Source organism: Bacillus sp. Hm123, from assembly GCF_051842975.2.
Taxonomy (GTDB): Bacteria; Bacillota; Bacilli; order Bacillales; family Domibacillaceae; genus Bacillus_CE.
Genome location: NZ_CM200277.1, coordinates 1,540,429 through 1,552,597 on the forward strand (window position 1 = coordinate 1,540,429; position 12,169 = coordinate 1,552,597).

The 12,169-nt window shown below is 36.9% G+C and carries 12 protein-coding genes; 11 read left to right on the plus strand and 1 reads right to left on the minus strand.

Translation table 11 applies throughout. From position 1 onward, the window contains the following. Positions 1 to 14: 14 nt before the first annotated feature. The 5 genes from ACSVDJ_RS07930 to ACSVDJ_RS07950 all read left to right on the plus strand — a co-directional run bounded on the left by ACSVDJ_RS07930 (position 15) and on the right by ACSVDJ_RS07950 (position 4,243). A complete protein-coding gene (locus ACSVDJ_RS07930; RefSeq protein WP_439170539.1) occupies positions 15 to 938 on the plus strand; it encodes a DMT family transporter in 924 nt (307 codons plus the stop codon). An 89-nt stretch (positions 939 to 1,027) separates the two neighbouring features. After that, positions 1,028 to 1,657 (plus strand): metal-dependent hydrolase, encoded by a 630-nt coding sequence (locus ACSVDJ_RS07935; RefSeq protein ID WP_439170538.1) that lies wholly within the window; start codon positions 1,028 to 1,030, stop codon positions 1,655 to 1,657. Between the two features lie 340 nt (positions 1,658 to 1,997). Continuing rightward, positions 1,998 to 2,405 carry a sporulation protein gene (locus ACSVDJ_RS07940; RefSeq protein WP_439170537.1) on the plus strand — a complete coding sequence of 136 codons (408 nt, stop codon included), beginning with the start codon at positions 1,998 to 2,000 and terminating at the stop codon, positions 2,403 to 2,405. A 173-nt stretch (positions 2,406 to 2,578) separates the two neighbouring features. Next, a complete protein-coding gene (locus tag ACSVDJ_RS07945; protein WP_439170535.1) occupies positions 2,579 to 3,862 on the plus strand; it encodes an acetyl-CoA hydrolase/transferase family protein in 1,284 nt (427 codons plus the stop codon). Between the two features lie 243 nt (positions 3,863 to 4,105). Further along, on the plus strand, positions 4,106 to 4,243 hold the full coding sequence (locus ACSVDJ_RS07950; RefSeq protein WP_176450823.1) for a hypothetical protein: 138 nt from the start codon (positions 4,106 to 4,108) through the stop codon (positions 4,241 to 4,243). A 100-nt stretch (positions 4,244 to 4,343) separates the two neighbouring features. Here ACSVDJ_RS07950 and ACSVDJ_RS07955 read toward each other — a convergent pair whose 3' ends face one another. After that, positions 4,344 to 4,643: a DUF6509 family protein gene (locus ACSVDJ_RS07955; protein ID WP_439170533.1), complete on the minus strand. Its 300-nt coding sequence runs from the start codon at positions 4,641 to 4,643 to the stop codon at positions 4,344 to 4,346. 210 nt (positions 4,644 to 4,853) lie between these two features. Between ACSVDJ_RS07955 and ACSVDJ_RS07960 the strand changes: the two genes are divergently transcribed. From ACSVDJ_RS07960 to ACSVDJ_RS07985, 6 genes are all read left to right on the plus strand, one after another. Then, positions 4,854 to 5,672 (plus strand): GDSL-type esterase/lipase family protein, encoded by an 819-nt coding sequence (locus ACSVDJ_RS07960; protein ID WP_439170532.1) that lies wholly within the window; start codon positions 4,854 to 4,856, stop codon positions 5,670 to 5,672. Positions 5,673 to 5,883: 211 nt separating this feature from the next. Then, a complete protein-coding gene (locus ACSVDJ_RS07965) occupies positions 5,884 to 6,873 on the plus strand; it encodes a helix-turn-helix domain-containing protein (protein ID WP_439170531.1) in 990 nt (329 codons plus the stop codon). Positions 6,874 to 7,005: 132 nt separating this feature from the next. Then, on the plus strand, positions 7,006 to 8,751 hold the full coding sequence (locus tag ACSVDJ_RS07970) for an ABC transporter ATP-binding protein (protein WP_439170529.1): 1,746 nt from the start codon (positions 7,006 to 7,008) through the stop codon (positions 8,749 to 8,751). A 1-nt stretch (position 8,752) separates the two neighbouring features. Beyond that, a complete protein-coding gene (locus ACSVDJ_RS07975) occupies positions 8,753 to 10,477 on the plus strand; it encodes an ABC transporter ATP-binding protein (protein ID WP_439170528.1) in 1,725 nt (574 codons plus the stop codon). A 216-nt stretch (positions 10,478 to 10,693) separates the two neighbouring features. After that, a complete protein-coding gene (ccpN, locus tag ACSVDJ_RS07980; protein WP_439170527.1) occupies positions 10,694 to 11,329 on the plus strand; it encodes a transcriptional regulator CcpN in 636 nt (211 codons plus the stop codon). A gap of 24 nt (positions 11,330 to 11,353) precedes the next feature. Continuing rightward, positions 11,354 to 12,169, plus strand: a complete 816-nt coding sequence (locus ACSVDJ_RS07985) for a pyruvate, water dikinase regulatory protein (protein WP_439170525.1) — start codon at positions 11,354 to 11,356, stop codon at positions 12,167 to 12,169.

Consider the following 12,169-nt stretch of genomic DNA (forward strand, 5'->3'; position numbering starts at 1 on the left):
GAAGGGGTGATTGAATGAAGCGGCCTTCTCCCTATCTTCTCCTCGTATTGGCTACTCTTTTATGGGGAGGCAACTTTGTCATTGGTCGAGCAGTCGCGAGCAATGTGCCGCCATATACGCTCTCTTTCTTGCGTTGGTGCACAGCCTTTCTCGTTTTTTATCCTTTTGTCAGGAAGAACTTGCCGGCAGATTGGCTCGTTATAAAGCGGCATTGGAAAATCGTGATCGTAATGGCTGTAACAGGCATCACGGGTTTTAACACTTTAGTATACATATCGCTCCATTATACGACATCGATTAATGCATCGTTAGTGAATTCATCTACTCCCATTATCATTTTTATGTTGTCTTTTGTCTTTTTTAAAGAGCGGCTTCATCGCAATCAATTGATAGGAACGCTTATTTCTCTTTCTGGTATCCTTTTTATTTTATCGAAGGGTGATTGGACGAATTTGTTGTCGTTCTCATTTAATCAAGGCGATTTGCTCGTAATCGTGGCTGTCCTCTTTTGGAGTGTTTATTCCGTTTTAGTGAAGCAATATGCGAATAAGCTACCTGGGTATAGTACGTTTTTTGTAGCGATCGGTCTTGGTCTCATCGTTTTATTTCCTTTTTCGTTAGTGGAGTTATTGATCTATAAAGAAACGGTGAGCTGGGACATCACATCAATAAGTGCAATCGCTTATATTGGCATTTTTGCTTCGATTGTTGCTTTCACTTCATGGAATACAGCGGTTGCTGCGATTGGTGCTAATAAAGCTGGCATCTTCTTAAATTTCATTCCCGTGTTTGCTTCTTTATTTGCGATTATATTTCTTGGAGAAACTATGACCTCGTATCAAATGATTGGCGGATTATTTGTTGTTCTCGGTGTGTATTTATCAACGAAAGTACCGAAAAAATCTCATTTCATTAGTAGAAAGAATGCTGTCTCTTGAAAAATTGAGAGATAGCTTTTTTTTGATAGAAAAGAGAACGTTTGTTTGTTATAATGAGTCGAAATGATAAAAGAAGGGAAGGATCTTTCATGAATGGATCAGCTCATTTAGCCATTGGAGGGGCTACAGGGTTAGTAACAGCACTCTATTTACAAACGGATCCGCTCTCAACAGCGTCGCTTATTAGTATTGGAGCAGTTGTGGGGCTTGCACCAGACCTTGATGTAAATGGTAAGTTAGCTAATCGAATTACCATTTCGAAAAAATGGCTTATTTTATTTTTTGCTGTATGTGGCATGCTATTAATCGGCTATAGTTATGTTCAGTTAGTTGGATTGATGAAGTTAGCTGGCTTTGGGATCGGGATCGGGTTGTTATTGCTTCCGAGATTGTTTATTAAGCAGCGAACGATGTTATTTCTTACGGGAGCGATATTAGCTTATGTCGGTTGGCATACTAATATTTATTGGGTCATGCTTTTAAGTGGCTTCATTATGATTTCTTCCTTTTTAGCGCATCGCTCATTAACTCACTCGATCATCGGTGTCGTTTACTTCGGTTATATTGCTTGGCATTTTGAGCAATCGGTCGCATTAGAAGGAAGCTTCATGGCAGCGGTACTCGCTTATGTGAGTCATCTAGTCGCTGATATGAAAATGTGGTCCTTTAACAAAAAAGGAGTCAAATGGTTCCAACCAATATTTAACAAAGAATTTTGAGTAATTTTTACAAAGATCACTATGTGCAAAATTCAAAATTAAATGTTTAAAAGGATTACACTCCTTACATACGAAAAAAGCATAGTAAATTCCATGAAGCGTTGCTAAATATAGTGCAAAAGGTAATAAGGGAAAGGTATGATAAAGTGAAACTTCAATCAGTAGGGTTTTCTTCATCCCTCACTGATTGTTAGTTGAACCGATCGGGCTTTTACGGGCTGTTGATCCCCCACCTGAACGTCTGTGTTTTTTCTGTTATGTTGAGGTGAGGGTCTTACAGCCCGTTAATGCGGGATATAACGGAAAAGTCATTACTCATGTGTGAAAGGGATGGGAAAGAATGTGGAAAGAATTTTTATCTAGTATAGGAATTGGCAGTGTAAAGGTTGATACTGTTCTTGAAAAAGGCCAGTTTACACTTGGAGAAGTGGTTGAAGGGAAGGTAGTCGTTACGGGCGGGAAGGTAACGGTTCCTATTCAGTCCATCATGTTGCAGCTTGTGTATCAATTTGAAGAGGTTCGTGATGATAGCGATTTCTCAAGTCATGAGAAGGAAATGGATCGCTTAATAGTGGACATAGATAGAGAAATTCTTCCTGGAGAAACACAAGATTTCCCGTTTGAAATAACTTTGAGCAAAACTCATCCTGTAACGGAGGATAAAAAGCAAACATTTTTAAGAACGACGGTGATCATTCCACAATCGGTTGATGCAACGGACCAAGACGAGATTATTATAAAAGGATAACTCATCACTTATGAACATGATCACCCTAATTGTTAGTGGGTGTGGTTTTTTATGGAACTATTGACAAGATATTTTCAACGTATATGATAAAAGAAGGGGAGAATACCTCTCTTAATAGAACAGACTTATCTCATATAAGTCAGTAAACAGTCGAACAAAGGGGTTGTCATTTTGTGGATCAGACAAAACATTACAGTCAGCTATTAACAACTGCTGAACAAGCAGTTGCTTGTATTGAAGCAGGAGAGGATATTATCGTTCCTCTTTTGCCTGGTGAACCACCAAGTTTATTAGCAGCTTTAGAGAAGCGAACAGATTTGGAAAGAAATCGACTTTTTCAGTTATTGACAGCTAGACCTGCGATCAAGAAGCATCCAGATGAATTAAAGGTCATCTCTATGTTTTTATCAGGGGGAGATCGCAAGGCGTTTCATGAAGGGGATATCGATTTATTGCCTAATCATTTCTCAGATGTACCAGCGCTATTAGAGGAAATAACGAATGAGCGTGTCATTATGGCAACGGTTTCGCCGATGGATGAGAATGGTTATTTCTCATTAGGGACGAACTGCGATTATACTGCACCGCTAGCGAAACAAGCGAAGAAAATCTTGCTTGAAGTAAACGAATATATGCCTAGAACATACGGCATAAATCAAATTCATATTTCCGAAGTGACGGCACTGATTGAAAACCATCAACCGCTTCTTGAAGGCCCGACGCCGGAAGTAACGGAAAAGGATAAGAAGATCGGAAGCTATATTGCCGACTTAATTAGCGATGGTGATAGCTTGCAAATTGGCTTCGGAGCGATTCCTAATGCTGTGATGGACTCATTAACGAACCATCGTGATTTAAATATATTTACAGAAATGATTCCTGATAAGCTCGTAGATTTAGTGAAAAGCGGGGCAGTGTCGAATATCGGAAGAAGCGATTATCCTGGAAAGACGACGGCTACTTTTGCTTTTGGCACACAAAAGCTCTATGATTTCTTGCATGAAAACGAGGAAGTCTATATGCTACCCGTCGATCAAACAAATGATATGACTCTTATTTCTGAAATTGATCAGATGATTGCTATTAACGCTACGATTGAAGTCGATTTTTTAGGACAGTGTAATTCTGAAAAAGTTGGTTCACTTTATTGGTCTTCTACAGGAGGACAAGCAGAATTCGGTATTGGAGCAAGAAGGTCTAAAGGTGGAAAAGGTATCATTTGTCTACACTCAACAACGAAAGACGGCAAAATATCGAAAATTGTCCCAACATTAGCACCGGGCATTCCAGTCACCACTTCCAAAAATGATGTTGATTACATCGTCACTGAATTTGGAGTAGCGAAACTGCGTGGCAAGACGATTCGTGAGCGGACAGCTGCACTCATTGATATTGCTCATCCAGATTTTAGAGAAGAATTAACGATACAAGCGAAAGAAATGGGTTATCTTATCTAAATGATTAAATAGGACTAGTCTAAGCGACAGCTTAATTTCTATCATTAAGTATAGTATTCATGATCCATGAGAATACTATACTTAATGAAGAAGGTTGTTCGTGAAGACTAGTCTTTTTTTATATGGTTATATTTCAGAAAATTTTATTTTTTCGTTGTATTATATGATTGACATAGGGGAAAAACTGTTATATATTATGTTTAATAAATTAATTTTGTTATATAACAGAAGGGGGAGCAAACAATGGAAATGTATCGTATCGCTTATCAATATTATATGGAGACTTGTGAGAATTATGGAATGGAGTCGATCAACTTTCACCACTTTATTAAGCATTTAACAGAAGAGCAATTGCAGGAGTATATGAAAAAAGCCAATTAACGAAAGGGTGTGTTGATCACGGAGGCTCAAGCAGATCATCATAAAGACTAACCCCGCTTAAGTAACAGAAAAACTGTTCATAGGCGGGGTTTTTGTGTGCTTATGACTCTTGATCAGCTTCACGGTAATGATCACGGCAATAAACAGAGATCATTTCCACTTCATCATCTTCTAATTCAAAATCGAGCACTTCGTCTGTTGCCCGGTCATAGAGATGGTGGTGAATGACTTTTTGCTGTTCACCATCTACCATATATAGAACACGAATGTAAAAGCCGGACTCAGAATACAATTCATCCTCTTCATCTACTTCCGCGTACAAACGAAATTCGTACCGATCACCTGATAATAGCCCAAATGGATCTTTCAGCCATTCTACTGTATGTTTAGTTATATTCATTTCTACGACCATCCTTTTAAGAAATATCTTTCTTATTTTAACACAACTGAAGAATGAACGAAAAAAGTAGAGAGAAAAAATTATTTTTCGTATGTTTCTTTAGAAAATCGTACAAAATAGTCTAATAATACTTTGGCTGATCACTTCATTAATTTGAGAAATGATTCGTTTTCAATATAATGAAGTTAGCGTTATATAAAGGAGGCTCGTATGAAGAAATTTTTCCTGTCGCTATTAGCTCTTCTAGTTAGTGTCGTCGTTGGATTCTCTATATGGATTTATTATCCAAAATATAAAATTAATCAAATACAAGAACAGTCAGTTACAGTAGCTTCACAACAAGAGCTTACCTACATTGATCATTTCCGTATGCTTGACCAAACCTATTTAAACCATTTAGCGATTGGTGATTCGATTATTACTGGCATTGGTGCGGAAGGAGAAGAGAATTTGGTTGATCACTTTTCAAAACAGTTAGAGCAGCAAACGAATAAACATGTCGTTACTCAAAATGAAGGAATTCCTGGTGCGAATAGTTCGCAGCTACATGCTGTCGTGCAAAAAGGAACGTTTGATCAACAAATAAAAGATGCAGATTTAATTACCATTAATGTAGGTGGGAATGATATTTTGCAAACGATGGAAGGGCTAGACTATAATAAAGTATTTCAATCGTTTGACTCGATGCAATCAACTTTTATTAATAATTTGACCGAGATTTCTAGAAAAATTAGAGAAACGAACAAGGACGCTACTATCGTGTTTTTAGAAATGTATAACCCTCTTGAACAAGAGCATGAGTTTTATGAGATTGCCGATCAATTGCTGCCAAAATGGAACGTGAAAATTTACGAATTAGCCAGTAGCTTAGATTATTCACTAGTGATGCAGACAACGAAAGTTATTAATAGTAACCATCAGCAATACTTATCAGCAGATGGGGTTCACCCGAATTCATTAGGCTACGTAGCACTTTCGAAACAAATGCTTGAGCAATTAAGGAAGAAGCCATTTGTGAAGTCGGCTTAAGATAAAGCAGCAAGAAGTTGTCAAGGATTAATTAGATGCTTGGCGGTTTCTTGCCGCTTTTTTATGGAAGAAAAAAAAGTGAATAAACTGAAGTTGTTTTTCAGTCGTTACCAAGAGTTGAAGAAAACGCTGCTCAAATAAATGATAATCAATCTCATTTATGTTACACTAGTTTATAGATCCTTTACAATTTTAGAAAGGACAGGAAGAAATGATGAGTAAATTAGTGGATGATTTTTATAATTATATTGAAGACCATTATTGTTTAGCTACAATGGACGAACTATTAGGGAAGAAGTATGTGATTGGCAAACAAAAAATGATAGGAAGTCTATCAAGAATGATTATAGAAGAGGGAGTGGAGATAGCGAAATCTCAATTTCAGGGGAATATGATGTTAGATTTTGATAATCGTCAAGTAGTCGATGATATTTTTGAAATCGGATTTTGTTATAAAGGTACGTTAAATATTCTAGCATTACCTGAGCATGAAGAATACAAACTATCACCAGGTGATCTGTTCATTTATAAAACAATGAATGATGTTCAACAATTTCAGTTTGATTATCGAGAGTGTGAAATACTGTCTGTTCATATTAATTTTAATGTGATCAAAGGCGCTTTTCATCCTATTTTGGGGGAAAAGCTTTTGGCGGACTGGCAGAAACGCTTAAATTATATCTTCAAAGAACAGGTCCTCATTATTGAAAAGGCCAACTATCAACTAGAGAAAATCGCCCATGATATTGCCGATATTTCCGTTGATGATGTGATGGCGTATATTAAACTAAAGCAAAAGACGATCGAATTTTTAGTGACGTATTTTGAAGATATGTATAAAGAGAAAATCATAATGAATAAAGGCAATGAAGAAAAAGAAAGAGTGAAGAAGGCGAAAGATTTAATTGTCGGAAATTTGGGGAATCCTCCATCAGTAGCGGCTTTAGCGGCGCAATTAAATGTGACGATTTATAAATTGCAACAAGCTTTTAAAAAACATACAGGCAGCACCGTGTATGGATTTATTAAACGAATGAAGATGGATAAGGCTAAATCTTTATTAGAACATACAAATATGTCAGTTATGGAAATCGCCAATGAAATCGGCTATGATAATCCGAGTAAGTTTGCGTCTACATTTAAACAAATCTATTTTTTTACTCCCCTTCAATATCGAAAACAGCAACGAGATCTTTCATAGAGTTTAAACGAACAATGCTCCAATAAAAACAAACAGTGTTTTGTTTTTTGGAGCATTTTTTGTGTGTTATCGGAGTGGATGGTGAGAATGATTGTCAATTATAATGATTTCAATAAAGAAAGGATGGTTTTTATGGAACAAAAGTCAAACTTGCGTTTTCTTTTAGACGTATCTGGGCGTGAGAAGTTCAAGCTGTACTTATCAGCGGTATTAAGTGTGATTAGTTCTTTGCTTGCGATGATACCGTATATTTTGATGTATTACATCATATTAGAGCTTTTTCAAGAATCGGTTGATTTTGAAAAAGTGAAATCGTTAGTCATTGCTGTAAGTATAATGGTAGCGGTGCGGATGGTCGTCTTGATCGCTTCAGCCGTTTTTTCACATGTTGCCGCATTTACAATTCTGTATGAGTTGAGAATGAAGGCGATTCGCCATATGTCCAAGCTTCAGATGGGATTTTTTAAAGAGCGTACGATTGGGAATATGAAAAAGACGATTAATGAAGATATCGAGAAATTGGAGAATTTCTTGGCGCATCAAATACCGGATCTAGCGTCAGCGATTGTGACACCGCTCTTTATTTTAGCTTATTTGATTTATTTAGATTGGAAATTGGCGCTCGTTTTATTTATTCCGATCATTTTAGGCATTATAGTACAGTCAGTCGTTTTTAAAGATATGAAGCACAGAATGGCTAAATATCACCAATTACTGAACAATCTTAACTCGACGATTATTCAGTACATAAATGGAATGAATGTGATGAAAGCATTTAACCTGTCTGCTAAATCGTTCAAAAATTATAAAGAAACGACGAAAGAATATGCCGATTATTGGGTAGGAATCACGAGGAAAAATGCCCCAGCTTATAGTGTGTTTTTATCTTTGGTCGATTCAGGACTGCTATTTATTATTCCAATTGGCGGTGTTTTATTTTTAAGTGGAAGTATCGATGCCTCCGTCTATGTGTTATTTCTAATTTTAAGTGCGAATTTTCTTGCGTCTTTCAAAACGGTGTTGGAATTTGGAGGAGAATTCTCGATGTTACTAGAAGGGGCGGGGGAAGTAAGGAAAATCATTGAACATGAGACACAAGTAGATGGGGATTTGACGTTTACAGGGGATGTAAAAGGAAAAATTGAATTTCAAAATGTGTATTTCAAGTATGGCAAAAATGAAGTCTTTCATAATCTATCATTAACGATTGAGCCACAGTCGACGGTAGCACTCGTTGGACCATCCGGGTCAGGAAAAACGACATTAGGTCTACTTCTCGGACGATTCTGGGATATTAATAACGGAAAAATTTCCATTGATGACATCGATATAAAGGATCTTCAAATGAAAGAGCTGATGGATAAAGTGTCATTTGTCTTTCAAGACGCATTCATGCTCAATGACAGCATACTAGAAAATATTAAAATGGGTTCGACTAAAAGTATAGATGAAGTTATGGAGGCGAGTAAAAAAGCACAAATCCATGATTTTATTATGAGCTTGCCAGATGGCTACGATACGTTACTTGGGGAAGATGGTATTAAGCTGAGTGGAGGAGAAAAGCAAAGAATTTCCATTGCAAGAGCGATCTTAAAAAATAGCCCCATTGTTGTTCTTGATGAAGTGACCTCCTATTCTGATATTGAGAATGAGAGTAAAATCCAAGAGGCGCTTAGAAGTTTATTGAAAGGCAAAACAGCGATTATTATTGCCCACAGATTGTATACGATCAAAAATGCCGACCAAATTGTCGTTTTAAAAGAAGGAGAGATCGTTGAGAAAGGGGATCATTACTCGCTCATGAAAAAAGAGGGGTTATATCAAACGCTTTGGGATATGTATGAATACGAAATGGCTGAAGAAGGGAGGGGGGCTTAAGGTGCTGACTAATATTAAATTGTTATTAGGTGACGAGCGAAAAAAACTTAGAAAGCCGATTCTTTTATTAAGTGTCGATACGATCTTTCAAATGTTTTTCTATGCGATGCTATTTTTCGTGTTGTTAGATTTAATTAAAGAGCAGTTAACGATGTCGAAAATAATGACTTATACGAGTGTGATGGTTGTCGTTTTTATTTTAAGAATTATCGTCAACGTAAAAGGGTATACGGGTATACAGGAAGAAGGAGCGAGAGCGATCGAAAAGATGCGTATCTCTTTAGGAGATCACCTGAGTAAATTGAATCTAGGTTATTTTAATAAGAATAGTATCGGTACACTCTCGAACATTATGACGAACGATCTACAGGATTTTGAGAAAGTACTGACCCACTCGACGAGCGACTTAATCAAAGCGGTTTTTCTAAGTGTTTATCTTTTAGCTATTACTTTCTTCGTTGATGTTCAGTTGGCATTTATTCAGCTGATCGTGATCTTACTAGCTTTACCGATTATTTATGTGGGCGGCTTGAAAGTGGCGAAAATAGGGAACGAAAAGAAGCAAGTCATGAGTGAAGTCATCTCACGAATGGTCGAATATCTTCATGGAATTCAAGTGTTTAAGGCTTATAACATCGCAGGAGATAAGTTTGATCGATTGGAACGATCATTTCGAGACTTAAAGAAAGAAAGTATACGAACAGAAGTATCAATTGTTCCTTATGTGCTTATTTTTCAGATAATTGTTGATGTCAGTTTTCCGATTTTATTATTGATCGCAACAGTTAGGCTGAGTGGAGGAAGTATTGATAAAGTTGAATACTTAACGTTTATGATCATCAGCATTGCATTGACGAATGTGTTAAGAGCGTTTTCAGTGCAATATGGAAGCTTCAAATATTTAAAGCTAGCTTCTGAAAAATTAATTCAAACGCATAATCAGCGACCGATGCCATATACACATGAAGAAACAGATTTTGAACATTATGATATCGAATTTGATCATGTTAGTTTCGAATATGTTGAAGGAGAGCAAACGCTTAATGAAGTGACATTTAAAGCGAAAGAAGGAACAATGACAGCTTTAATTGGCCCTTCAGGTTCAGGGAAATCAACGATTATTAGTTTGATGGCACGATTTTGGGATGTGAAAACAGGAGCGATCAAAATCGGTGGCAAAGATATCCGAGCAACGAACCCAGAATCATTGCTGAAACATATTAGTATGGTCTTTCAAGATGTCTATTTATTAAATGATACAATCTACAACAACATTCAAATTGGCAATCCAAATGCGACGAAGGAACAAGTGATTGAAGCGGCTAAATTAGCGAATTGTCATGAATTTATCGAGCAATTGGAGCAGAAGTATGACAGCATGATCGGAGAAGGTGGTTCCACTTTGTCCGGTGGAGAAAAGCAGCGGATTTCTATTGCTCGTGCGATCTTAAAAGATGCTCCTATTATTTTACTAGATGAGGCAACGGCTTCTCTTGATGCGGATAACGAATTAGAAATTAGAAAAGCGATCAAAAAACTGACTGCCAATAAAACAGTATTCGTTATTGCTCATCGATTAAATACGATTAAAGACGCCGATCAAATTGTTGTCTTAAACGAGGGAATGATCGAAGAGATTGGTACACATCATGAATTAATAGAAAATCAACAAAGATATTATCATATGTATAACGAAATGGAAAAAGCGAAGCAGTGGGCGATTTAAAGAAGCCATGTAGAAAGGTATCCAAATGCCTTTTTACATGGCTTTTCTCTTTACTTTAATCAATAGTCGAAATTTTTAGTTGATATTTTTTTGTATATTGTCAAATTTTCTTTTTATTATTTTTGATAAATGTGTTACATTATATAAAAATAAGTATAACACTTTGTGGAATGTGTTATACAATATAGCACACTTATTGCTAGAAAGAGGGTGGTAATGATTAAACTATCCAATCGTCAAGATGAGATTCTTCAAATTGTAAAGAATAGCGGCCCGATCACAGGGAGTGAAATTGCGAAGAAACTTTCTGTTTCAAGAGCAGCGTTAAGGTCCGATCTGGCGGTTTTAACGAGTTCAGGCAATTTGGATGCAAGGCCGCGAGTAGGCTATTTTTATAATGAAGAATATAAAATGATGCGCCAGGCAGAGCCGTTTATTCAACAAAAGGTGAATGATTTCAAAGCAAACCCAATTGTTGTTGAGAAGTCATCTTCTGTATATGATGCCATCGTTCAATTATTTTTAGAGGATGTCGGCACGCTTTATGCAGTAGATTCAGAGGGCTATTTGGACGGAGTGATTTCACGAAAGGATTTATTAAGAGCTTCACTTGGAAATAAAGATCTCCAAGAATTGCCGATTAGTGTGATTATGACGAGGATGCCTAATGTTACGACGATTCGCCCTGAAGATACTTTGTTAGAGGCGGCTAAAAAAATGATCAGCCTACATATTGATTCTTTGCCTGTTGTGAAAGAAGTAGTAGGAAAGAAAAATAAGTATTCTCTACTAGGCCGAATCACGAAAACGACGATTACAAGAGCCTATTTAGAAATTATAGAAGGACGATAACATTTAAGGGGAGTTGCTGAAGTATTGGAAAGAAAAGAAGTGGTCTATGTTGTTTCTGACTCCGTTGGAGAAACGGCTGAGTTTGTCGTAAAAGCCGTAGCAACGCAGTTTAACGGCAGTAGAGTAGACATCCGTAGAAGTTCATATGTAGATGACATTGAAGACATTGAAGATATCATTATGTTAGCTCGTAAAGAAGTTTCAATCATTGCTTATACGATTGTGATTCCTGCTTTAAAAGAGTATTTAGACCGAAGAGCAAATGAAGAAGGAATTATTGCCATCGATTTACTTCATCCATTAATGAATGCTTTTCAGACACAGTTCAATAAAGAACCTCATCATAGTCCAGGAGAGATGAGAAAGTTAGACGAAGAGTATTTTCGGAGAATTGAAGCAATTGAATTCGCCGTTAAATATGATGATGGCCGAGATCCAAGAGGCATTTTGCAAGCGGACATTGTGTTAATTGGTGTGTCACGTACATCGAAAACACCGCTATCGATGTATTTAGCACATAAACGGTTTAAAGTGGCCAATGTCCCACTGGTTCCCGAAGTATCTCCGCCGGATGAGTTATTCGAAATTCCAAGAAAAAATTGTATTGGTTTGATTATTTCTCCGGGTCAATTAAATGAAATACGCAAGGAGCGGCTCAAGGCATTAGGTCTAGGGTCAAAAGCGAATTACGCAAGCTTTGAGCGGATTCTTGGTGAACTAGATTATGCTGAAAAAATTATGAAGCGTGTCGGTTGTCCGATCATCAATGTATCCAATAAAGCAGTAGAAGAGACAGCAGGATTAATTTTAGATGTGTTGAAAAAAGAGAGGAGCTTTTAA